The organism is Vibrio sp. NFR, from assembly GCF_027587095.1.
GTDB lineage: Bacteria > Pseudomonadota > Gammaproteobacteria > Enterobacterales > Vibrionaceae > Vibrio > Vibrio harveyi.
In genome coordinates this window covers 744,696-768,184 of the sequence record NZ_JAPPTN010000001.1, presented here as the reverse complement: position 1 = coordinate 768,184, position 23,489 = coordinate 744,696, and the positions used below count along the sequence as shown (strand labels likewise).

Below are 23,489 nucleotides of genomic sequence, written 5' to 3'. Positions count from 1 at the left end.
AGCTCTCTGGCTTACGCGTCTGATGATTTCGACTTCAGATACTTCTCAATATCCACCTCATCAACCTGTTCGGCTGGCATAAACTTGTTGGCATAGTCACGGTAAACACCGCTTTCTAAGAACAACAAGAACAAGTCCATATCCAAATGCTCATCCAACGCCATCTTGTACATGATGTCGACCGCAACACTTACTGGCTTGGCTTTCTTGTAAGGTCGATCCCCTGCAGTTAATGCTTCAAAAATATCCGCAATCACTAAGATGCGTTCTGGGGTTGATAAATCTTCTGCACTCAACCGACGCGGATAGCCTGTGCCTTTCAACGTCTCATGGTGGGTCGAAGCGTAACGCGGCACGTTGCTTAACTCCGGAGGGAATGGCAGTGCCCCCAGCATTTTGATGCCGCTGATCATGTGCTCGTTAATTTTGAAACGGTCTTCTGGTGTTAACGTCCCGCGGGAAATCGTCAGGTTGTACACTTCACCCAAGTTATATTGATGCTCTGGTACTTGCACTTTAATGCCATATTCCGGGTCAAATTCTAACGGGCGAACACGTTCAATAATATGGTCAGGCTTATCCGCTAAAAGGTTTTCAACCACGGGTAGCGTAACGTCAGATTTTGGCTTAATCATTTCTTCAAACGGAGAAAGACCAAGATGATCATCATAGTGACGCAACCAAGTTTGTTTGGCGATTTGTTTAATGCGCTCAATCTTATCGTCGCTCATAAACTCGCCACCCACGTTGGCGTTGGCAACAAACCGGAAGTCTTCGTCCAACTGAGCAACTCGTTGGTCGAACTTGGCTTGCGCCTCTTCTTTTGACAGTTCACCAGTAGATATCGACTTCCACATTTCCACCTCAGCGTCTCGCCTTAGTACTTCGAAACGAGTGCGAATCTCATTGATGCGATTGTAGTTGGCTTCTAACTTAGTGCCTTTATCAACGATGTGTTCTGGCGTGGTGATCTTACCGCAGTCATGTAACCAAGCCGCGATACGGAATTCACGTCGTTCATCGTCATTGTTGAACTTAAAGTCTTTGAACTTACCGGTGTCGCACTTCTCTACTGCCTCTGCCAGCATCAAGCCAATTTCTGGAACACGATTACAGTGCCCCGCAGTATAAGGAGACTTGTCATCGATCGCTTGCGCGATAAGGCGAATAAAGGCCTCAACAAACTCTTCTTGCTGTTGCTCGTGATGCTGAATCTCTTGCGTCATTTCGGTAACTGAGTCAGACAAGTCAGAAACTTCTTTGATACGCGTTTCTACCGGAGCTAATTGGTCAAATTCACGATTTTTGATTTTGATGGTTTCTTTTCGAAGCGCCAGAATCGGATGCACAATAGGTGATCCAACCTTCCATGCTAATGGAAACAAGATAACCATCACGATAGAGGTAAACGCAATAGCCTTGGATAATCGACTGGTGACAGCATCAGTCACGACTTGCTCGGAAACTAACACCGCAAAGTAGTCACTTGTTCCACGAGTAGATTGCAACTTAGTGATATAGAGAAATCGATGCTCTCCCTCAATGGTCACTTTGTTCATCGTGTCGTGTTTATCTTTTTGGGTTGCTAGCTCATAGACTTCTGGATAAGGCGCAAAACTGCCTCGCCATTGATGGGGTTTAAACCACTTATCTTCCAACGCGGATTGTTGTTCTGGTGTAATACTGTCGATTGCCTGATTGACAACTTGCATCAATCCACTGTTTTCATCTTGCATGAACACAGAAAATTCCAGAGGTGATTCCGTCAATTTTGTCACATGGATATTGGTAATTTTCACTAGTCGCTTCATCTCGACCATGGTTAGGTAACTGTCTACAAGGTATTCAATATCCCCCATGTGCAGCGCTCGTTTTGCTAAATCGAGATTAGGTTGTTCAACAATATTGAGTGTCGGATAACGTTCGAGTAACCACTCCTTCATTCCAAAGCCAGCGACGACGCCCACTTTTTGGTTCGTGAGTTCAGTTAGAGAAACTGGCATCGGAATATCGATTTTGGCTGCGATAGCCAGTTGTCCGTAAAATATCGGATGGCTCTTGAGACCAAATTCAGAGGGAGCACCAAGCACGGGCTGAAGTATATCTATTTCGCCATTGCGATACTTCTTCACCAATTCTGCAGAACTGAAGCCATTTACGAACTCCACTGCCATGCCCGTTTTCTCAGCGATGAGTTTTAAAACATCGATAGCATAGCCACCAGGCTCACCACTCTCGGTATAATCGTATGGTCCCCAATCATTCTGGTTGGACACAACAAACTCTTTATCATTCAATAATGCTTGCTGTTCTTTTGTTAAAGTTAACGGTGGCGATGTCGGAATTTCAACCTCTTGAAATACGTTGATGCTTGAAGCGATCACTTCACCTCGATTGTTAAAAATGAACGACTCTACGCCATCATCTTTTTTCATTCCGAGTTCAGTCGCTGTGATTTTCTCACTCAGAGACGAGAGCACGGTATCGACACCGATCACGGCGCCTTTATTACTGCGAACAGAATAGGATTGACCGGTGATTTTTAAATGCTGAAATAAGTAGGGATCGGTCTTGTAGACACTGTTTTTTGAGGCATTGTCGAACCAAGGTCTCCGAGATGGATAGAAGTTACTAGTTTGTTTTGTAGTACGAACCAGCTCAAGCGACTCTGAATAAAATAAGGAATATCTTGTTCGCTCTTCGCCTTCTCCCACAATTTTGATAACCGCCCAACGCTCATCAGGTGCCGCTCCTATTTTTCCTCTAACAATTGAAGAAGATTCCAAGTTAACTACTTGAAAGAAGAACTCTTCCTGATTCGCAAAGTAAATACTGTAAAAGACAGGATTATCAATCAAGGTTTGGGTAAATACGTGCTGAATTTCATCTTCACTAAATTGTGTATCACTGTAATCAGCTACACTCCGCAGTATCCCCGCACTACTTGTTGCACTCGCATCAATTTGATGGATATGGTTACTGACGTCTTTAGCCGTCATGGTTAAGCGCGTCAAAATATGTTCCTCTGACATCTGCTTACCAAAGTAGTATTGCATACCAACCCCGAGTAACGCAGTCACTGCAGTAGCAAATATGAAGAGACTTCCGACGGTGAACTTAATCGAAAACTTACGAGGAGAACCTGATTTAGTTTTCACGCGATAACGCCCTCCAATGGCATTGACGACAAGAAAATTCGCTACCTATGTTGGCAACTTGAGGCATATTAATATCAAGTCTAGTACATATTTTTCATAGACTTGCACAAGGAGCGACCAAAAGGTTATTAATCGGCAAGTACCACTATCGCAACCACAGGCTCAGTTCTTTCATAGGTTTCGACTGTTGAAATAATCGGTCATCTCAAATTTATCCTAAGCACCTAGCTCGCTAACATTACGCTTCTTTTGTATGCCCCCTCTATCTGTAAGAAATATCTATGAAGCAAAAAGGATTCTCCTTAACCGAAGTTACTGTAGCGCTTATTCTCTTAGCCATAATAAGTTTGTTTTCAGCACCACAAATCATGCAGAAGCAACGTCAAGATCGACTCAACAGCTTGGAATCTTTTATCGACAAATTTCATGACATCAACCAGGAGATGATGACACACGCTAAGAGTCAAGGTGTTGCAGAAATGCCGTTAGCAAAACTGTCAGAACTGAACATTTATGTCAGATTGGGAACGCTAGCGTTGGATGATTTCAATGTAGAGAAAGCGATGGGCGTGCAAGGGTTGAACCTTGCCAATATCGGACCGACCGAGAAACCGTCATTACTTATTTACTTAGGCAAGGAAAAGTCACCTGAACAGATAAAAGAGTCAGGTTGTTTCCTCAGTATCAGCCGCCCATCTCACGGCGCTACGAGTCTAACTGCAACTACGAATAAGTTAACCATCACAAAGTTTTACGACTATTGCTAGAGCTCCATTTTAGAGAGATTAGATTACTACGAAACCTTATTCTTCAATCGGCGTATGCTAGCTAATGTCTTATATACCCTTAAGGTTTTATTATGATCGTCGTGAAAAAAGCAGGTGTCTCTGATGTCAAAAAGGTCTCTCCTCTTTACCTAAAATATCTTGAGTTTTATCAAGTCGATGTTTCAGGTAAAGACCCAGAGTCTTTTATCAAAGCTCGTATTGAGAATGAAGAATCAGTCGTGTACTACGCAACGGATGAAAGTGGGCGGACGCTCGGTTTTGCGCAGCTTTATCCACTCTTCTGTTCGCTAGAAATGCGTAAGATTTGGCTTCTGTACGATTTGTATGTGGATTCATCACAGAGAAAACGAGGGATTGGTGAACGCTTATTGGAACAAGCGGACCAACTGGCAAAAGAGACCGACTCTGCCTTTGTTATGTTAAGCACTGGTATTGATAATAAAACCGCACAATCCGTGTATGAGAAACACGGTTACGTACGAGATGTCGAGTTTTATAACTATGTTCACATGCTTAAGTAATCAAACGAGCACATGAGCAAAGAGCGAAAAGCCGAGTTAATACTCGGCTTTTAATGATCAACTTACACCACTTTGTACTTGCTGATAGACAATCAAAAATAAACCTGCAAATACCGCTACTGTCAGTAAAACCTTTAACCAGAGAAACTTCATTTTATCTACTCTTCTGGCGCGTATTGGTCAAAAACTTCTTGAGCTGTCATTTTCTTGCTGTGTGGTTGCAGATCATAGTATGCGGGCTTCTCATCAGTGAAGATCTCTAAGCTTAATTTGAAATCTGGCTCATTAAATAATCCCGCAGAAAGAATATATTCATCTGTTGCCAACAAGTGGTAATAGATATTCGTGCCGCATTCACCACAAAAACCTCGTACTGCCCATTGGGATGATTGATAGCGTTTAGGCTCAGCACCGTTAAATGTCACACCAGGACCTCAATGCACCGCATGCAGAGGTCCACTTGACCACTTTCGACACATATCGCAATGACAAAAGCTCACTTCATTGTGTTGAGGTGCGGTCACTTCAATAGCGCCACATAAACATGTTCCTTTCATCTCTATTCCTCCCTATTCAACCTCCATCATTATGGCGGCTTTAGACACTCCATTGATGTGACCAACCTAGTCTTTCACCACATTCTTTGATGAGTATATTTGTGTGAACTTTATGAACAAAACGTCGTTTATGCTCAATATTCTCTTTATCTACGCATTAGAGACATCACGTTAACACCTTATTAACCTTTAACTCATCACTAGCGAGTCACCCTACCTTGCTAGAAGAACAAATAATAAGACTCTTCAAAACAAGAGAGTCACCAACATAAGGAACGTGAAACATGTTAAAGGTATTCAAACCAACGCTCGCCGCATCCATCATTGCAGCCTCATTTTCTTTCCACGCTTTTGCTGCTGATGTTGAAAAAATCCACTTTCTAATCCCAGGTGGTGCTGGTGGTGGCTGGGATATGACGGCTCGTGGTACAGGTGATGTACTGGTTAAATCCGACATCGTTGAAAATGTCTCTTTCCAAAACCTCTCTGGTGGCGGTGGTGGTAAAGCCATTGCACACCTCATCGAAACCGCTGAGCGCCAACCTGATACGTTGATGGTGAACTCAACCCCAATCGTTGTTCGTTCACTGACGGGTATCTTCCCGCAATCTTTCCGAGATCTCACACCAGTAGCCGCAACGATTGCTGATTACGGCGCTATCGTGACCTCCGCGGATTCGAAGTACAACACATGGGAAGATGTGGTCAAAGATTTCGAATCTAACCCACGTAAAGTAAAAATCGCCGGCGGTTCTGCTCGTGGCTCGATGGATCACCTTGTCGTCGCAGCTGCATTTAAAGGCGAAGGTTTTGACGCGCGTAAAGTTCGCTACATCGCGTATGACGCTGGCGGCAAAGCAATGGCAGCGCTTCTGTCTGGCGAAACACAATTGCTTTCAACCGGTCTTGGCGAAGTATTAGAGATGTCGAAATCTGGTCAGGTAAAAGTACTGGCGATTACGGCACCAAAACGTCTAGACGCTGCACCAAACATCCCTACCCTGAAAGAATACGGCAATGAGACTGTGTTCGCGAACTGGCGTGGTTTCTTTGCCGCTCCTGGCACGAGCCAAGCCAAACTCGATGAATGGAACGCAGCTCTGACCAAGATGTACAAAACGGACGAATGGCAAGTTGTTCGTGACCGCAATGGTTGGATTGACAACTACAAAGCGGATAAAGAGTTCTTCGCGTTCCTAGAAGAGCAAGAGCAGCAAATGGGCGATCTAATGCGCGAATTAGGTTTCCTTAAAAAGTAATAACTCCCATCCGAGTTTGTGGGGTTAGCTATCCCTAGCCCCCCTGTATTTGCACTCTAATTTCACCGTATATGGGCATTGTCGATATTCGACAAGTAAAAACTCCTTTGTTTATTGATTGGTAAACACTAAGTAACTCGACTAGCAGCGATGCGCTTAATTGTTAATGACTTGGCCCTTCTTCATTAACGCCCATATACGGTCTTTTCCTGTTGTTCTAGGAGTTGGATATGTCTCATTCAACCAATATTTTTACCAAAGAGAACTTGCTGTGCCGCGATCGTGTTGGCGCGATGATCTTTTTGTTGTTTTGCCTATGCTATGGCTACCAAACTACGCAAATCCCTCTCTTTCCCGGAGATGAATACGAACCCTTCACGGCTCGCACTTTACCGACCATTCTGACCTACGTCGGGATTGGTTTAGCGCTAATGCTATTGGTCACTGGTCAGCCCGATAAACAAAGCGGCGCTGTGATGTCATTCAACTGGGAATTGCTTATCGCCTTTTTAGTTTTGATGGCGCTTTATGGTCTGGGTTTGACTTACATCGGCTTTGTATTAGCGACAGGATTCTTCCTGCTTGCGGGCTTTTACCTTCTTGGCGAACGACGTAAATCGGTGTTGTTTGGAGCCTCATTCCCGTTCGTTATCGCGTTTTACTTGTTGCTCACTCAAGGTCTGGATATCTACCTTGAGCCTGGTCTGATTTTCACCATCTGGTAGTCAAAAGAAAGGACTGAATTATGTTAGATGGAATTCTACAAGGTTTATCCACCGCCGTGATGCCAATGAACATCATGATGGTGATTGTTGGCTGTTTTGTTGGTACGTTTATCGGCATGCTACCGGGGCTTGGTCCTATTTCTGCCATCGCTCTGATGATTCCTATCACCTATGGTTTGGATCCATCTTCGGGTCTGATTCTGATGGCAGGTGTTTACTATGGTGCGGTATTTGGTGGTTCAACTTCCTCTATTCTTATCAACGCACCGGGTTGTTCTTCAACCGTAGTTACCGCGTTTGATGGCTACCCAATGGCGCAGAAAGGACAAGCAGGTAAAGCACTTGCACTGGCGGCTTACTCTTCTTTCACTGGTGGCACGCTTTCAGCAATAATGCTGCTTGTGGCGGCACCTGCATTGGCTAACGTCTCGTTAAGCTTCCAATCTTCTGACTACTTTGCGCTAATGCTTCTTGGCTTATCCGCAGTGGCTGCGTTCGCTGGCAAAGGACAAGTAATAAAAGCATGGATGATGACCATTCTAGGCTTGATGTTGTCTACAGTCGGCATTGATAAAGGCGTCGGTGTCGAACGCTTCACCTTTGGTCTAACGGATTTGATGGATGGCTTTAGCTTCCTATTGTTGGCGATGGCGACCTTTGCGCTTGGTGAAACTTTGATGGGTATTTTGAAGCCTTCTGAAGATACGCGTGATGAGGAACAAGATAAGCTGAGCAACATTGGCTCGATGAAAGTCACCAAGGAAGAAATCAAAGAAGTAGCGCCTGTTTCTATTCGCTCTTCAATCCTTGGCTTCTTTACAGGTGTTCTTCCGGGCGCAGGTGCAACCATCGCCGCCTTCTTAAGCTACGGCATGGAACGTAACCTTGCTCCAAAGGATAAAAAAGAGCAGTTTGGTAAAGGCAGCATCCGAGGTTTGGTGGCTCCGGAGTCAGCGAACAACGCAGCATCAAGTGGTTCTTTCGTTCCTCTTTTGACCCTTGGTATTCCGGGCTCTGGTACAACCGCAATCATGCTAGGAGCGTTGATCGCTTACGGTATTCAACCAGGTCCTCGTCTGTTTGTTGAACATCCAGATGTGTTCTGGTCGGTAATTATCTCCATGTACTTCGGCAACATTGTGTTGGTGATTCTTAACCTACCACTGATCCCATACATCTCGAAGTTGTTGGCAGTACCAAGAACCGTGTTGTTGCCGATGATTCTGTTCTTCTCCATCACGGGTGTTTATCTGGTTTCTTTCAACACCATGGACGTGTTTGTGATGCTACTTGTGGCAATGGCTGCCATCGCACTAAGGTTAGCAAACTTCCCTCTCGCACCGCTGTTGCTTGGCTTTATCCTTGGTGGATTAATGGAAGAGAACCTGCGTCGTGCATTGATGATTTCCGACGGTGAACTGAGCTTCTTATGGGAACGCCCAATCACACTGACATTCACAGTGCTTGCAGTATTGGTACTTGGCAGCCCACTGTTTGTAAAACTCTTTCAAAAGCTTAAAGCGCAACCAGTGAAAGTTGAGCAATAAGCATTCTATCTCTCCCTCAAGATAGACCTTTGAAACCAAGCCACCCTCTGCGGTGGCTTTTTTCTTGGACTAATCGCTACTTTATTTCTTTGGGTGAGTTGCGTAGTGTTAATCGTTCAGAAACAAAAACTATAAGAACAAAAAAGGACTTTTTATGCTGCTGGAATTTGCTCTCTTGTTTGCTGCGGGCGTCGTTGGTGGGATCATGAACTCCGTCGCCGGTGGTGGTAGCTTCATTACCTTCCCTGCATTAATGGCGGTTGGCGTGCCTCCCATCATGGCGAACGCGACGAATACTTATGCTTCTTGCGCAGGTTACATCAGTGGTGCAATCGGTTTTCGCGAAGAAATCATGAAGAACAAGCAAGAACTCGCTTTCACTATCTCTTTCAGTTTGATTGGTGGCGCAGTCGGTGCTTACCTTCTGCTGAATACGCCAGAATCTGTTTTTCTTGAAGCGATTCCATGGCTACTTTTATTCGCAACCGTGCTCTTTTTAACTGGCTCACGCATGACTGCGTTGATTAAGTCTATGACCAAAGAGATCAAACACGCTGGCATTCTGGGTGTGATTGCACTAAGTCTTCTTTTGATTGGCGTCTCTGCTTATGGCGGCTTCTTCAATGCGGGACTAGGCGTGATCGTATTAAGTTATTTAGTGGTTGCAGGGCACCAAGACATCAACTTAATGAACGGGCTTAAGCTGCTGGTTTCGACCTGTGTTTCTCTGATTGCCATCGTAATTTTTGTTGCTAACGGTTCGATCGATTGGACCAAAGGCAGCGTTGTAATGGTTGGCACATTAGTTGGCGGCTACTTGGCAGCGCGAGTATCTCGCCAGTTGAATCCTAGTCATGTAAAAGGCTTCGTTGCCCTCTCTTCTATCGCGATTACCATTTACTTCTTCGTAGATGTCTATGCCTAACTCAATACCACGATATAACCAAAGCCAAGCACTCATTGCTCACAAACAAAAACGCCATCGCAAACTACGATGGCGTTTTTATTAGTTCTAAGTGAAATTACTTAATCAAACCCACTTCTTTGTAGTACTTCTCAGCACCTGGATGAAGCGGCGCAGATAGACCATCTTTCACCATTTCTTCTTTCTTCAAGTTGGCGAATGCTGGGTGTAGACGGCGGAAATCATCAAAGTTTTCGAATACCGCTTTCACTACGTTGTAAACTACTTCGTCTGGCACGGCCGTTGAAGAAACAAACGTCGCACCTACACCAAAGGTTTGTACATCACTTTCTGAACCGCGGTACATGCCACCCGGTACGTTTGCGATACGGTAGAAGCTGTTATCAGAAACCAACTTCTCAACTTGTGGACCGGCTACCGTTACGATATTGCTGTCACACGAGGTCGTTGCTTCTTTAATCGCACCACTTGGGTGACCGACTGTGTAAACCATCGCGTCGATCTTGTTATCACACAGTGCTTTTGACTGTTCTGATGCTTTTAGCTCAGATACCAGCTTGAAATCATCATTCGTCCAACCGTACTCTTTCATTAGCACTTCCATGGTGCCGCGCTGACCAGAACCTGGGTTACCTATGTTCACTCGTTTGCCTTTTAGGTCATCAAACGTGTTGATGTTAGCGTCTTTACGAGCCACAACGGTGAACGGTTCTGGGTGTACAGAGAACACCGCACGAAGCTCTTTGAATGGTCCTTTATCTTCAAACTTGCTCGTACCGTTATAAGCATGGTATTGCCAGTCCGACTGCGCGATACCTAAATCCAACTCACCTGCGCGAATGGTATTGATGTTGTAGATAGAACCACCGGTACTTTCTACTGAACAACGGATGCCATGATCAGCACGTGATTTGTTCACCAAACGACAAATTGCACCACCCGTCGGGTAGTACACGCCAGTTACACCGCCCGTACCAATGGTTACGAACGTATCTTTAGCAGAAACTGAAAAACTTGTACTTAGTGCAGCCAGAGAAGCCGCGACAGCAATTTGCTTGAGCTTTAACATTGAACGTCCTTATTTTTCCTTTGTTTATGGCTTGGTAAGTATAGCAATCGTTAACAAACTGATAACGTTTAAGATCACATCCTGAGAATTATCACCGCGCAGCAAAAGGCATTGATCGGTAAGCAATTATGAACCGTGTTCGACTTTAGTTTTAGCCCAACCAAAAAGCCCGCAGAATTTAACTGCGGGCTGTCCGGTATTTCAATAGTACTTAGTCGGTCGCTAGGGTTCTCTCCTCGCTGTTGTCATTGACTGCGGATGCACTTTCATTCCCTTTCCTGTGTGTCCATAGGTAAATGGATGGGATCACGGTAAGCGTGACGATCATTGAGATCACGCAGCCCCAACCAACCACCAACGCCATCGGCGACATGTAGTTATCGTAGCCACCCAAGCCGTACGCAAGCGGGATAAGACCTGCAACGGTTGTGATTGTGGTTAAGGTGATTGGTCTTACTCGGCTTTGCGTTCCACGAATTACAAACTCCAGCAAGTTGGTATCGTTACATTCCGCTTCGTGTTCTTTGAAGTGCCAAATCAGCACCAAGCTGTTGTTCACCATAATACCAATCAAGGCAATTATCCCGATGATGGAGAAAAAGCTCAGCACCTGATTATGTAAGAACAGAATAAACAGCGCACCAGCGATGCCAAAAGGAATCACCGTCAACACAATTAAGGTTTCGCGCATTCGGTCAAAAAGAAGAATCAGAAGCAACGCAATGCCAATAAACGCCACACTAATCGCGATGACAAAGCCTTGCTGCGCTTCTTGTGTTTCTAAGATCTGCCCTGTCGCAATAATAGAGGCACCGCCGTATTCTTTATTGGCAAAGGCTTCTTGAACCGCAGCAAAAACGGCAACCGGATCAGTCACGGTCGAATCGACACCTGACGAGACACGAATCACTCGCTCTCCATTAAAGTGTTTGATTTGTGCTTCTGCATCGGCATTTCTCCATCGAACCAGCTCACTTAATGGCACCAGCTTGTTATTGCTGGCGCGAACCAAAATGTTATCCAGTTCTTTTAAGGATTTGTCGTCTTCTTCTAAAGCGACTCGGAAGTACACTTCTTCTTCACCATTAAAGATCCGCGTCACGCGTTGACCGTCAATCGCAAACTTAATGATATCCCCAACTTTGTTGGCACTGATGCCGTAGTACTTGAGCCAGTGATGTTGCAGCTCAGCTTGAATCTGTGGTGCTGGTGCATTTAAATCACGTCGTACTCGGCTCGTCCCTTCCAATGATTCAATGTACGCCGTCAGATCATTAGCAAGCTTTTCTCGCCCTTCATCCGTACCGCCAACGACACGCAAGTCCACTGGACGTCCTACCGGAGGACCGCCGCCATCAATATCGAACTCAATTTGAGCCAACCCTGTAATTTGCGTTGCTTTCTCTTCCCACTCTTCGACGATTTGCTCTGCGGTTCTTGTTCGGCTGTTTGGTGGTGTTAATGAAATCACCCAATAGCTATTTGGTGAGCTCACTTCGCCGTACCAATAATTCACCTCTTCAGTGCTTTTGATCAGCGCTTCGAGTTGTTGTGTTTCTTTCCAGACGTCATCCAAATCTAACTCTGGATTCGATTCAGCACTGATTTCTATCAAATACGCGCCGTCTGTTGGGAAGAACAAGAAGCTCAAACTCTTATATGAAATCGCTCCTAAAGTCAGAATCACTACGGTAATACATGGTAGCGCTACTTTGCTGTTTCGAATGACAAGTTCAATTAAACGATTCAGTGCGCTTAAATCTAAAAATGGCTTTTTCTTTACCTGACTCTTCTTACTCAAAATGCCTTTTAAATGAGCAGGAATAAAGAACAGCGCGTCGATAAACGAAAAGCACAACGCAATAATGACCGTAAGCGGAATTACATAAACCAATTTACCGCTGTTTCCCGGTAAGAAGAGCAAAGGTATGAAGGCAATCATGGTCGATAAAATGCTCGCTAGGACCGCTGGGAATACACTCTTCACACCTTGCGAGACCGCCTTATCAACTGGATAACCTTCTTCAACTAGTGCCACGATTTTATCGCTCACCACCACGGCATCATCGACAATAATTCCGACAATCAAAATTAAGGCGGACATAGTGAACACATCCAGAATCTGCCCGAAAGGAGGCAGCAAAGCCAGCGTGCCGAAGATACATACGGGAATAGAAACCGCGACCCAAAATGCAATGCGTCTATCAAGGAAAAGCGCCAACGTGATCAGCACCAAGCCAAGTCCAACCAAGCCGTTGTCTTGCACTATGCGCGCTTTCTCTTGGATGTCTTCAGACAAATCAGAACCGATGGCGATAGTGTATTTGTCACCGAGCAGTTTTTGCTGATTTGCAATCAGAGCTTTCACCGCGTTAGAAGTGCTAATAACGTCCGCGCTTTCATTAGTTCTTAAGTCAAAAAGAATACTCTTATTACCGTTGATTGAGCCATAAACCTCGCCTTTTTCAAACCCATCCTCAATGAGACCTGCAACGTCTTTAAGTTGAATATTCGGGCTGAATGAGATGAACATTTCACGTAGCTCTTCAATGCTATCCAGCTCGGCAGAGGTCATCAGTTCTGGGTTGTTCTTTAACGTTTCCAGACGACCACCGCTGATCAGCGTATTACGCTCTGCAATCAATGCCGCCACTTGATCCAACGTTAAGCCATAACGTCTCAAAGAAATCGGTTCGAGTTGGATTAAGAACTCTGGCGCACGCAAATCGACGGTGTAAACTTCACCAATCCCCTCAACACGCCGCAAAGCCAACTCTAGGTCTTTGGCTTTATCTCGCAGTGCTTTATAACCAACATCACCAGAAATACCGACCACCATGAAATCCAAGCTGTACGATTTTTTGATCGACAGCGTTGGCGCTTCGGTCACACCAGCGGGTAAATCCGTCACCCTTGCCAGTGCATCTCGAATGTCTTGGTAAACCGTATTCGGATCAGAGACATTGCTATCCAACACCACACTGATGTTTGACACGCCCGTTTCCGACGTAGAGGTAAACTCTTTCAATCCAGAAATAGACAGCAATTCTTTCTCAATTTTACTGGTGATGTTGCTTTCAATATCTTTCGCACTGGCACCAGGATAAACCGTGACGATATCGCCTTTTCCTAAGTCAAATCGAGGCTTCTCAGCAAGGGGAAGATTGTAGGCAGTAAGGGCACCAATGCTGATGATCAAAATGGTCAGGATTTTAGACGCAAACTTTCGGTGAGAGAGCAAATCTAAGAAGAAATTCACATTGCCTCCTGATCATTGAAATACACGTACGATTCCATGCCCGGATTAAGCGTGCCGTTGGCGTTATCTACCGTCACTTCAACAAGGAAGCCCGGCTCACTGTTTTGGAAAGCAGGAGAAAGTAAAGTGATGGTGCCGTCCAACGTCTGCTCAACAGAAGGCACTTCGACCTTAACCTTCTCGCCTTTACTGAACTTGTTGAAATCAATCTCTAACAGGTGAAAACGTACTTTCAATCGTTCCATATCTGCAATGGTAAAGAGCGCATCACCCACCGAAACAAACTGCCCTAACTCAACAGAGCGATTAGTAATCACCCCATCAAAAGGTGCATTCGGAGAGGCTTTATCCAGCGTTCGTGCGGCGATTTTGTAGTGTGTATTACTTACGTTGAATTGAGCTCGACCAATGTTGGTTACACGAATTTGGTTGTCCACGTCACTTGCCGAGACGCCATTACTGGTCAGCAAGGATTGATAACGCTTTAATTGCTTTTCTTGAATATCTAACTCGGCACGACTCACCTCTAACTCGTTACGGGCTAAGTCCAAACTCAATGCATAATCTTCTGAGGACAGAGACAATAGCTCCTGCCCTTGAGTCACAGAGTCACCGTTATCGTAACGATAAGAATCCACCACGCCGACGACTTCACTTTTTACCACAACACTTTTTTCAGGAATCAGTTGACCAACAACGTAATCGCTCGCTGCATGAGCAGCGCTTGATAAAAGAAATAAAGGAATTAGTACGGATCTTTTTTTCATTTAGTTATCTCATTTCCGATGAACCAAATGACTTGTGTAACCGTTCCTCCGACAAGTCACCACTGACAGGAACACACAAGCCTTTAGTGTTTACTAAGGCATTAACCAGAAGTACAGCAAACGATTAACGCTCTTATTTATTGATGCTTGATATATAAATTATCAGTGGAGGTGTGGAAAAAAAGTGAGTCCTGAATGAAGCGTTTAACTACTTAAATCGAGGGAGTCCTTTCTGATTTGTTAGTACTTCGTTCAATCAAAACCGTTGCAGTTCTGTCGAGAGAAACTAACCATGATTTGATATATACCCAAGTAACCTCGAGATGCTTGGTTCAGCGAGAATGACTTGGTTTGAAGGCGAGGCAACAATTTGAAGATCTAGTGGTTCTAAATCGAAAATTGTTAACGAAGCATGCGAACCAAGGCAACTCCTAGATACTTAGGTATAGCGCATCAATCTCTGAGCCATTGATGATCTTCACCACCATCTTTCTTATTGAAAAATGCAGAGTGCTGCTGTTTGAACTGATCTGCTTTTATCTCTGAAATCGGCCACAATGTAAAATCTTCACGAATAAAGCTATCGTCAATACCAAACTCAAGCGTTCTTAGCTTATTGCCGATAAATCGATAGATGTACGTTTCACCGGTCTTCTCGCACACCATTGGTACATGCGACATCGGCTGACCATTGACGGAAACTGACACCCATTTACTACTCTTTGGCTCACAAGACGCTTGATTTACTACATCAATTTCGAACTTGTTGTCTAAGGTCGTACCGACAAAGACGACGGTGGAATCTTGCAAATAGACGCGCCTTAATAAAAGCTGTTTAGTATCTTGAGTACGTGTGGTTTGAATACCATTAGAAAATGGTTCGAAGTAAGACCAATGCCAGTTCCATTGCATGCCTCTTTCAACAAAGTGAAGTTGAGGTATGGTTTTCCAAGCCACAATACCAGCAAGCGCCGCAATAAAAGCGATCAGGATGATTAGAATTCGAACAAGTGAATGCATTAGACTGGTTTTTCTACAAGTAATTTAACACCAAGTGCAACCAGTACCGCTCCAGTTGCTCCTTCCATCCATTTCATAAAACTTGCATTTTTTAACAAGCTTTTCGCGGAATTTAATGCACCAGCCAGACCACATTGCCAAACCATCGCAATCATAAAGTGAATAGACGCCATAAGCATAGATTGCATTAATGGAGAACCTTCTGGGTTAACAAACTGAGGTAAAAACGCCAAATAGAACACTGCCGTTTTTGGATTAAGCACATTAGATAAGAAGCCTTCACGAAAAGAGCGTTTACCGCTATACGCTTGGTGAGTCTGTTCAGAGACAGCAATGCCACCATTCGATTTCATTAACGCTCTCAAACTACTTAATCCAAGCCAGATCAAATAAGCAGCACCCACCATTTTCACCATTTGAAATAGTTCAGCGGATTGAGCTAAAACAGCAGAGATGCCTACAGCAGAGAAAAATGCATGAACAAACAGACCGAAACAAATACCTAAACTTGTCGTACAACCATCTTTAAGACCTGCACGACTGGTGTTACGAATCACCAAAGCTGTGTCCAATCCCGGTGTAAGCGTCAAAATAGTGATGGCAATGAGGAACGCCTCAAAATTCAAAATATCCATATTCTTGTAGTGAGTGATTGTGCATTACCCATCAATACCGTCAATCCACGCAATTCGCAAGCAACTTTTGTGATCAACATCGTTGAAAATCACATAACGTACAAAGCCATACGCATAAAAGCACTTAATAAGCATACACACAAATGATTTTAAGATGCAGAGCTCAAAACGTTGTCATTGATTCGAGGTCAAGGAAAACAACGTAGCGTCTACAAACCAAGTCATTCTCGCTAAACAAAGCATCTCGAGGTTACTTGAGCATAAGGTCTTTCTTATATAAAGAGAGTTACTACTATTTCTACAACTTTTATAAAAACGATCAACCTCCTTTACTACTCTTCTATTTCCATCAGGAATTATAGTTTATTTCAACAACACAAAATAAACGAAAGTTGGTGTGCAAATGGGATATATGCTTCTTTTTCATTGCTGCCTGATGATCGCAATTTGGTTATTTATATTTGCGCCACTTTTTAGTAACGCAAATACCTTAACGATGAATCTTGTTGGCAAATTAGAAGACCGATGTGAGATAAATTTCACGTCAGGTCAGAAAATCGACTTGTCCGACAGCAATATAAAAACACTACCATTGGACATATATTGCAACCAACCACTCGGCGTAAGCGTATATTCAAAAAATGGCGGACTAAAATTGGATAAAAGAGATGATATTCCACCATTCGAGTATTTATTTGAAATCAACATTAACAAAGCAAATATTCATGAAGAAGTAAAAAGCATTGATTTGCTCTCTGAAAAACGCTTTGACAGTTCAGGTGTTATTCCTTTCTCGGCACTAGGAGAAATTAGAATAACACTAGAAGACCGCTTGCTATACGCAGGCTATTACGAAGACGTGATTGAAATTGATGTATTCCCCTCAATTAACAGCGTCATCAACTAGGAGTTCTGTATTCGATACAGAGAAAGGCTAGCTCGGTGGGATTTGGGCTAAACATGTATGTTATCTCTCAAGTTAAAGGAATCTTTTTATGAAAAAACTTACGATTTGTGCAGCGGCTGTTACAGCAATTTTCGGTTCGCAAGTTCACGCAGGTCCGGGTGATGTTCAATTAGTGGGTTATGTTTCTCCAGTATGTGAAGTATCAGGGCTTGCTACTCAATTGCTCGACTTTGGTGATGTAACACAAGAACAAACTGTTTCTATCGATCTGGATATGAAATGTAACGATGTCGATGGTGCAACCGTTTCTTTGACCAGTTCTGAAGGTGGTCTTGAATCGGATGATGACGAAGATTTCGCGCTAACTTATACCGCAACTTTTGCGCCTACAGGTCTTCCATCATTTGATCTAAATGCACCTGGTGGTCCGGGTTTAAACGATGTCTCTAGTGAGCTGTCATACCCAGGTTCTTCGGGTCTAGCATCTGGTGTTGATGCGACATTGACTGTACAAACAACAGAAGTGGCAACATGGGCGGGTGGCTACTCAGATACGCTAACCGTTAACGTGACTTCTAACTAAGTTCCCCTCCGGGAGGCTAAGCGTATAGCCTCCCTTTCTACACAGCCATACCAAGCTGACATTGATGGAGCTCAACATGACTCGATGGATTATCCTAGTCGCAACATTTTTATTTTGTTCTTACGCTAACGCATACAAGGTTGAACCTATGGTTGCTGAGATTGAACCCATAGGCAATCGAGCCCAAATGTCGATGCGTATCGACAATACATCCCGAGTACCCCTAACTGTTGAGCTCTATCCTTTTTCAATGGCCATGGATGAGCAAGGTGTAGAAACAACAAAACCCGCAGACGATGAATTGCTCGTTATTCCAGTAACCGCAATCATAGAGCCAGGTCGCTCTCAATCGGTCATGATTCGTTATTTGGGTGATCCTTCAATCTCTGAATCAAAAGCATACCGTGTCTCCATTAAGCAGGTGGAAGTAGCCCGTGGCGAAGAACAAAGCGCTAAGATGGGGTTATTACTTCAATTCAATACATTAATTAATGTTAAGCCCAAAAATACATCGGCAAACTTAGATATAAAAAGTGTCAAACAAAAAGGAAGCAAATGGATTGTTGAAGTAGAGAATAATGGTAATAGTTATGGCAGGCTAACGAATACTAATTGGCATTTAACGGATGGTAGTAATTCTAAATACCTAAAAGGATTAGATATCAGCAAGTTAATCGCAGGCACACTTGTACTTCCTCATTCAACACGATTTTTTGAAATGAAACCATTGAAAGGGTTTGATGTGTCAGATTTGTCGATAGAAATAGAACAGGATAAATAACATGTTCTATCAATCTATAACATGTCTAATCTTGTTATTATTTAGTGTTTTTTGTAATGCAATCATTATTTCACCGACTGTATTTGAATTGAACACAGATAGAAATACAACATCACAGATCATAGTGACAAATAATTCAACAGAAAAAATGCCGCTAGAAGTAAGTATTCATCAGCTAGTATTTAAGAAAAATGGTCAATATGAAACCAAAGCATTAAATAGCGACGCACTTTTGGTTTTTCCACCAGCAGCAATGTTAGCACCGAACTCAAAGCAAGTATTTCGTATTCAATGGCTTGATCCTTCTGTACAAAAAACATCCTCTAGCTACTTTATACGCTTTACGCAAGCTCATTTAACGGGTGCTAATGGACAAAGTAGAGCTTTGCCTATGCAGCAGAGCGGAGTCAAAATTAAAGTGCATTATAACGCGCTGCTTCATGTGTACTCCAACAGCCAACAACCAGACGTCACCTTGGAAGTTTCTGATGCCGGACAATTGGTTATTCGTAATACTGGCGAACGCTTTACCTACTCTCGACTACTGTATTTTGAGCCGTTAACAGCGACAGAAAATTACTCGCTCCAACAACAAGTCGGTGACCAATTTTTGCCACCATTTTCTACCTTCACCCTGCGTTCACGGAAAGCAATCCCAGTAGGAAAATATCATGGAAGAGAGCAATGAGCGTCGGAGCAGTGCTGTTTGGCTCCTATTCATTTTATTAACGATTTTATGTATCGCTCAAATCAACATCAGTTGGGCACGCGAGGTTGTGCTTAATCCAACAGGTCGAGATATCGAGCTATCCTCTCTTTTAAAAATCAGTGACAGCGTCTTGGGTCAGGCACAAGTCACCATTACCGCTGATGACGAGATTCGCTTACCGAAAGACAGTACCATCGCCCTACTTTCGTCATCTGTCGCCGAGTCAGCCTTAGAGAAATTACGAGACGCCCATTCAGAGACCTTATCTCAAGAAGACTTTCGACGTGCCGGGCTTGGGCTTACCTTTGATTTATCCACCCTAGAATGCATCATTTCAGTTCCTAACGAATTGAGCGTCACGCGACAAATATCGTTAGCTGAAGACAATGAACATTTTAATTATTCTGAACCCAGCTTTTTCAGTGGTTATGTTAATGTCACCGCATCGGCGAATGAAACTCAGACCATAGCAGAGCAAAATGACCGACAAAGTATTTACAGTACAAGATTTGAATCGGGCTTAAACGCAGGTTCTGCAAACCTTGAATACGAAGCCACCTTTGAAAATGGCTCGTCTCAAGACTCAGATTATTACCGCCAAGGCACGCGCTTAAACTATGATTTTCCTTCACAAGGAACGCGCCTTGTATTGGGTGATATGTTTAACTCTGGCAAGAGCTTTCAAGATGGTACCGACATCCTCGGAATCGGCATCACACGTGACTTTACTTTAATTCCTACTCGAAACGTGCGCCCTAAAGCCAATCAGTCTTTTACATTGCAACGCACCTCGAATGTCGACGTTGTTATCGATGGCATTGTCGTTCAGAGGCTGACACTGGGCGCAGGCAGCTATAACTTGAGTGATATCCCTCTCGCACAAGGTACTAACGATGTCGAATTGGTGATCACCGACTCTTCTGGGCAAACCGAAAGAATTCAATTTTCTGTCGCAACGGGGAATGACCTTCTTAACAGCGGAGAGTTTGAGTACAGTTTAATGGCGGGCGTGCCGTCAGAGGTCAATAACAACGAGCTCGATTATCAAACCGATCAAAAATTGATACATGGTTATCTTGATGTTGGTGTATTGCCATGGCTTACGCTAGGCGTAAACGGTCAAAAACGTGAAGACCTGTACCAATATGGTGGGACGGCTTTAATTGCAAGCTCACTAGGTGTCACCGAATTGTCCGCCTCTCAAAGCCATCATCCCACTCTCGATTCTGGGCAAGCATTTCGCATCGCTTTCGATGCAGAATTTGATGATGACAACCCTTGGCAACCACAATTAAGTGTTTTCTATGAATACCAATCGGAAAACTTCGCGGGCGTAGAAAGCTACGACACTATCGACTCTCCTCTCAACCAAACCACTCACTATGCCTCGGCGTTTGGTGCGTTTTATATTAATGACGATTTACGTGCAGCCATGACGGTCAATTACCGCTCTGGCACTGAAGATACTGCGAATTATTGGTCAGTTAGCCCTAGCCTGTCCGGTTCGTTCTTCTCGACACCTGCGACATGGAGCGCAAGGGTCAACTATCAGAACAACGACGTCGGTTCAGATGAATGGAATACGTCTCTCACGTTAAGCTGGCCATTAAGCGATTCCACACGATTAGTCAGCCGCTACAACAGTGAGGTCGATCAAGCAGCACTAGACCTCACTTATCAAAATAATGTAGGTAATACTGGGGGCATGTCAGGCTATGCTTCTGTTGTTACCAGCCGAGACAGCGACGCTGACATTGACCTTGGCGTTAACTATTCTGCCAACCGCTTTCAAGTTATCGCTGACCACGCTACGCGTATGGAGAGTTTGAACGAAGATATAAGAAACCACAGTACGCGTGTAGAAGTCAGTAGTGCGATTGCCTTTGCTGGTTCCTCAATAACAGTTGGACGCCCAGTCCGTGAAGCGTTTGCAGTGGTGTCTAAGCACCCAAGCTTGGAAGAAAACAATGTTGATATCGATCCAACTCTAGACGGTGAAAACGCCCGCGTATATAGCCATAGCGCATCCAATGTATTGATACCGGACTTGGTTGCCTACAACCCTCAATTGATCAGTTATGACGTAGAGAACCTACCGCCCGGTTACGATTTAGGTGACGGGGCATTTTGGCTGAATCCTGGCTACAAACGCGGTTACCAACTCAAGATTGGCTCAGATTCTGTGTTAACCGTAATGGGAACATTACTCGATCGACATACTGGCAGCCCTATCCCACTCATTGCTGGCGTGGCGACTTATTTGGGTAGCGAAACCCAACAGCCCATCGAATTCTTTACTAATCGAAATGGCTTGTTTGCAATCTCCGGCTTACGCCCCGGTCAATACCAACTCACACTCGACACAAAAGAAAAACAGACTGTGGTGATCACTTTAGATGAACGCAGCAATGTTTTAATCAGATTAGGAGAGCTTTATGTGGATTAAACCTTTTATCACTCTAATATTGCTTGCTCCCCCAGCATTAGCGGGTTCTCTTTGCTCAATGAGTAACTTAAGTGTCGAACCTGCTTCTACGCAGGCACGCTATGATGTGTTTGCCTCTGGTGCATACACACTCATTTCGACATATCGACTGCGCGCGAATATTGAAGGCGAACAATGCCAAATTCCGGTCAAGTTAGAGATTGATGATGGTGACTCTTTTTTAAAAGGAGAAGCCAATGCCCAGCTAATTTTCGAATGGCAAGGCGGGAACGGTTACCAAAAAGGTAATCAATGGCATGTCGTCTTAACAGAGAATAACGCTGATATCACCTTTCAAATACGTTATCCGGCTCAACAATGGCTCGCCTCAGGTATTTATCAAGGCAAGCTCGAAGCAACAGTATTAACCGAACAACTGCTCAATAACGAATATGTTTTACCAGCTGTGACAAATATCGCAGTCACTGTTTTGCCGATGGCCAAAATACAGTTTTATGGTTTGACTCAACAGCATTACGAATTGGATATGGGGATACTCCAATCCAATAAAGTAGTTACATCCGCGCCCAAACTTTGGATTCAAAGTAACGCCGGATATAACTTGGTTTTTGAATCAACAAACCGAGGTGCGCTCCGACACAAATCTGCGGACACCCAATGGGACATTAGCTACGATATGTATCTGGATTCTAAGCAAATTAACCTAGATCAGGCGAGTGCTAGAGTCAGCGAAAATACGCCATCTAAGGGACACGCCAAAAACATGAAATTTATCATCGGCGATACGCTAAATAAACCGGGAGGTACCTACAACGATGTGCTCCAGATCTCAATTGAACCTAAGCTTTCGCAACAACCTTAGGCAGTCGCAAAGTTGAAACAGAGAAAAGTGGCGAGCACTATACCCCTAGACTAAGGTGATTACATTATCAATATTATTAGTACAAAACTATTATATAGGGGCTAGTTATGAATATGGGGACGCGTAGGAATGAATTAGAATCTAACATCCTTCTTATTGGTGAAAACTGTATTCAAAACCAGTTTATTCGCCGAGAGTTGGAAAAGAACCCCCAAAACAAACTTACCCGTAAAAGCATCCATTGCTTAGACGACGAAATTAACTTGTCCAGCTACAACGTTGTTCTGATTTCTAACTATTTATTGGAAGAAAGACCACTGTCTGACTACATCTCACTCAAAACAAAAAACACCGACTTAGTGGTTTATGACGTACCGAAAACGGGCTCTGATCTTCGGCTTTTTTCTTGTCTCAATCTCAAAGGCGTACTTTATGAAGATTCGCCAATAGAGCATTTAACTCGCTGTATCGATGCCGTCTTAAGTGGCGAATTATGGTTACCTCGAAAACTGATGGCAAAAATGCTGATTCATTTCAGACCTTATGCCATCAGCTCTCAAGAAATCAGCAACACATTAACGAAAAGAGAAAAACAAATCCTCGATCGTATTGTTCAGGGACAATCAAATTTAGAAATTGCTGACGCCCTGTTTGTTGCGGAGAGCACGGTAAAAACCCATGTTTACAAGCTTTACAAAAAACTCAACGTTAGCTGTCGCAAGGAAGCCATTCAAAAATTCAGCCGCCCTCTTAGGCAAGAAACTCAAGAACATTAGCCATCGCTGACTCTAGCTTTGTTTCTCAACGCTCCTTTTGGTTAGGTGTACAAGTGTCTGAATTTGTGCACAATAGACCTGCATTGGTTGTTAATAAATAGTAAATTAGCAACACTTCTCTATCGGCATTCTCTTGATGCGGCACTTTTTCTGCATCGGTGCTGAGAGATTCGAACAGTACGTTCAAGGACCCCG

The 23,489-nt window shown here is 43.9% G+C and carries 19 protein-coding genes and 1 pseudogene; 13 read left to right on the top strand and 7 right to left on the bottom strand.

The annotated features are described in order from the left end of the window. Window positions 1-11: 11 nt before the first annotated feature. Entirely contained in the window at window positions 12-3,158 is a 3,147-nt protein-coding gene (locus tag OH463_RS03375) for an HD domain-containing phosphohydrolase (protein ID WP_269990516.1), read from the bottom strand. A gap of 281 nt (window positions 3,159-3,439) precedes the next feature. On the opposite strand from OH463_RS03375, the gene OH463_RS03370 reads away from it, so the two are divergent. After that, entirely contained in the window at window positions 3,440-3,925 is a 486-nt protein-coding gene (locus OH463_RS03370; RefSeq protein WP_009696964.1) for a type II secretion system protein, read from the top strand. Window positions 3,926-4,017: 92 nt separating this feature from the next. Next, window positions 4,018-4,467 (top strand): GNAT family N-acetyltransferase, encoded by a 450-nt coding sequence (locus OH463_RS03365; RefSeq protein WP_005451904.1) that lies wholly within the window; start codon window positions 4,018-4,020, stop codon window positions 4,465-4,467. A gap of 158 nt (window positions 4,468-4,625) precedes the next feature. Here OH463_RS03365 and OH463_RS03360 read toward each other — a convergent pair. Further along, window positions 4,626-5,024: pseudogene (locus tag OH463_RS03360) on the bottom strand (GFA family protein). A 284-nt stretch (window positions 5,025-5,308) separates the two neighbouring features. On the opposite strand from OH463_RS03360, the gene OH463_RS03355 reads away from it, so the two are divergent. The 4 genes from OH463_RS03355 (at window position 5,309) to OH463_RS03340 (ending at window position 9,480) form a co-directional block, all read left to right on the top strand. Then, entirely contained in the window at window positions 5,309-6,283 is a 975-nt protein-coding gene (locus OH463_RS03355) for a tripartite tricarboxylate transporter substrate binding protein (RefSeq protein ID WP_005451901.1), read from the top strand. Window positions 6,284-6,513: 230 nt separating this feature from the next. Next, the gene (locus OH463_RS03350) at window positions 6,514-7,008 is read left to right on the top strand and encodes a tripartite tricarboxylate transporter TctB family protein (RefSeq protein ID WP_269990512.1); all 495 of its coding nucleotides are present in this window, start codon (window positions 6,514-6,516) and stop codon (window positions 7,006-7,008) included. 20 nt (window positions 7,009-7,028) lie between these two features. After that, window positions 7,029-8,555: a tripartite tricarboxylate transporter permease gene (locus OH463_RS03345; RefSeq protein ID WP_005451899.1), complete on the top strand. Its 1,527-nt coding sequence runs from the start codon at window positions 7,029-7,031 to the stop codon at window positions 8,553-8,555. 154 nt (window positions 8,556-8,709) lie between these two features. After that, complete coding sequence (locus OH463_RS03340; RefSeq protein ID WP_269990511.1) at window positions 8,710-9,480, top strand: sulfite exporter TauE/SafE family protein; 771 nt, start codon at window positions 8,710-8,712, stop codon at window positions 9,478-9,480. 97 nt (window positions 9,481-9,577) lie between these two features. Here the strand turns inward: OH463_RS03340 and OH463_RS03335 are convergent, their stop codons facing one another. From OH463_RS03335 to OH463_RS03315, 5 genes are all read right to left on the bottom strand, one after another. Next, entirely contained in the window at window positions 9,578-10,549 is a 972-nt protein-coding gene (locus OH463_RS03335; RefSeq protein ID WP_005451897.1) for a TAXI family TRAP transporter solute-binding subunit, read from the bottom strand. 211 nt (window positions 10,550-10,760) lie between these two features. Next, window positions 10,761-13,808 carry an efflux RND transporter permease subunit gene (locus OH463_RS03330; protein WP_269990509.1) on the bottom strand — a complete coding sequence of 1,016 codons (3,048 nt, stop codon included), beginning with the start codon at window positions 13,806-13,808 and terminating at the stop codon, window positions 10,761-10,763. After that, window positions 13,805-14,575, bottom strand: a complete 771-nt coding sequence (locus OH463_RS03325) for an efflux RND transporter periplasmic adaptor subunit (protein WP_269990507.1) — start codon at window positions 14,573-14,575, stop codon at window positions 13,805-13,807. Before OH463_RS03325 ends, OH463_RS03330 begins: the two co-directional genes overlap by 4 nt. Window positions 14,576-15,028: 453 nt before the next feature. Continuing rightward, window positions 15,029-15,595 carry a threonine transporter RhtB gene (locus OH463_RS03320; protein ID WP_269990505.1) on the bottom strand — a complete coding sequence of 189 codons (567 nt, stop codon included), beginning with the start codon at window positions 15,593-15,595 and terminating at the stop codon, window positions 15,029-15,031. Continuing rightward, window positions 15,595-16,230, bottom strand: coding sequence for a LysE family translocator (locus OH463_RS03315; RefSeq protein WP_009696973.1), 636 nt, complete (start codon window positions 16,228-16,230; stop codon window positions 15,595-15,597). The genes OH463_RS03320 and OH463_RS03315 overlap by 1 nt, the downstream gene beginning before the upstream one ends. A gap of 403 nt (window positions 16,231-16,633) precedes the next feature. Here OH463_RS03315 and OH463_RS03310 point away from each other — a divergent pair, with 403 nt between their 5' ends. The 7 genes from OH463_RS03310 to OH463_RS03280 all read left to right on the top strand — a co-directional run bounded on the left by OH463_RS03310 (window position 16,634) and on the right by OH463_RS03280 (window position 23,294). Further along, a complete protein-coding gene (locus OH463_RS03310) occupies window positions 16,634-17,137 on the top strand; it encodes a hypothetical protein (protein ID WP_223295806.1) in 504 nt (167 codons plus the stop codon). A gap of 88 nt (window positions 17,138-17,225) precedes the next feature. Further along, window positions 17,226-17,720: a hypothetical protein gene (locus OH463_RS03305; RefSeq protein WP_005451888.1), complete on the top strand. Its 495-nt coding sequence runs from the start codon at window positions 17,226-17,228 to the stop codon at window positions 17,718-17,720. Between the two features lie 76 nt (window positions 17,721-17,796). Further along, on the top strand, window positions 17,797-18,501 hold the full coding sequence (locus tag OH463_RS03300) for a molecular chaperone (protein ID WP_269990504.1): 705 nt from the start codon (window positions 17,797-17,799) through the stop codon (window positions 18,499-18,501). A 1-nt stretch (window position 18,502) separates the two neighbouring features. After that, on the top strand, window positions 18,503-19,189 hold the full coding sequence (locus tag OH463_RS03295) for a fimbria/pilus periplasmic chaperone (protein ID WP_269990503.1): 687 nt from the start codon (window positions 18,503-18,505) through the stop codon (window positions 19,187-19,189). Further along, window positions 19,173-21,656 carry a fimbria/pilus outer membrane usher protein gene (locus tag OH463_RS03290; protein WP_269990501.1) on the top strand — a complete coding sequence of 828 codons (2,484 nt, stop codon included), beginning with the start codon at window positions 19,173-19,175 and terminating at the stop codon, window positions 21,654-21,656. The genes OH463_RS03295 and OH463_RS03290 overlap by 17 nt, the downstream gene beginning before the upstream one ends. After that, window positions 21,646-22,518, top strand: coding sequence for a hypothetical protein (locus tag OH463_RS03285; RefSeq protein ID WP_005451884.1), 873 nt, complete (start codon window positions 21,646-21,648; stop codon window positions 22,516-22,518). The genes OH463_RS03290 and OH463_RS03285 overlap by 11 nt, the downstream gene beginning before the upstream one ends. 107 nt (window positions 22,519-22,625) lie before the next feature. Beyond that, on the top strand, window positions 22,626-23,294 hold the full coding sequence (locus tag OH463_RS03280; protein ID WP_017188108.1) for a response regulator transcription factor: 669 nt from the start codon (window positions 22,626-22,628) through the stop codon (window positions 23,292-23,294). Window positions 23,295-23,489 lie beyond the last annotated feature (195 nt).

Bases quoted from the DNA above. Each gene is read 5' to 3' on its own strand.
- OH463_RS03370 (WP_009696964.1), top strand. From the start codon at position 3,440: ATGAAGCAAAAAGGATTCTCCTTAACCGAAGTTACTGTAGCGCTTATT.
- OH463_RS03365 (WP_005451904.1), top strand. From the start codon at position 4,018: ATGATCGTCGTGAAAAAAGCAGGTGTCTCTGATGTCAAAAAGGTCTCT.
- OH463_RS03355 (WP_005451901.1), top strand. From the start codon at position 5,309: ATGTTAAAGGTATTCAAACCAACGCTCGCCGCATCCATCATTGCAGCC.
- OH463_RS03350 (WP_269990512.1), top strand. From the start codon at position 6,514: ATGTCTCATTCAACCAATATTTTTACCAAAGAGAACTTGCTGTGCCGC.
- OH463_RS03345 (WP_005451899.1), top strand. From the start codon at position 7,029: ATGTTAGATGGAATTCTACAAGGTTTATCCACCGCCGTGATGCCAATG.
- OH463_RS03340 (WP_269990511.1), top strand. From the start codon at position 8,710: ATGCTGCTGGAATTTGCTCTCTTGTTTGCTGCGGGCGTCGTTGGTGGG.
- OH463_RS03335 (WP_005451897.1), bottom strand. From the start codon at position 10,549: ATGTTAAAGCTCAAGCAAATTGCTGTCGCGGCTTCTCTGGCTGCACTA.
- OH463_RS03325 (WP_269990507.1), bottom strand. From the start codon at position 14,575: ATGAAAAAAAGATCCGTACTAATTCCTTTATTTCTTTTATCAAGCGCT.
- OH463_RS03320 (WP_269990505.1), bottom strand. From the start codon at position 15,595: ATGCATTCACTTGTTCGAATTCTAATCATCCTGATCGCTTTTATTGCG.
- OH463_RS03315 (WP_009696973.1), bottom strand. From the start codon at position 16,230: ATGGATATTTTGAATTTTGAGGCGTTCCTCATTGCCATCACTATTTTG.
- OH463_RS03310 (WP_223295806.1), top strand. From the start codon at position 16,634: ATGGGATATATGCTTCTTTTTCATTGCTGCCTGATGATCGCAATTTGG.
- OH463_RS03305 (WP_005451888.1), top strand. From the start codon at position 17,226: ATGAAAAAACTTACGATTTGTGCAGCGGCTGTTACAGCAATTTTCGGT.
- OH463_RS03300 (WP_269990504.1), top strand. From the start codon at position 17,797: ATGACTCGATGGATTATCCTAGTCGCAACATTTTTATTTTGTTCTTAC.
- OH463_RS03295 (WP_269990503.1), top strand. From the start codon at position 18,503: ATGTTCTATCAATCTATAACATGTCTAATCTTGTTATTATTTAGTGTT.
- OH463_RS03290 (WP_269990501.1), top strand. From the start codon at position 19,173: ATGGAAGAGAGCAATGAGCGTCGGAGCAGTGCTGTTTGGCTCCTATTC.
- OH463_RS03285 (WP_005451884.1), top strand. From the start codon at position 21,646: ATGTGGATTAAACCTTTTATCACTCTAATATTGCTTGCTCCCCCAGCA.
- OH463_RS03280 (WP_017188108.1), top strand. From the start codon at position 22,626: ATGAATATGGGGACGCGTAGGAATGAATTAGAATCTAACATCCTTCTT.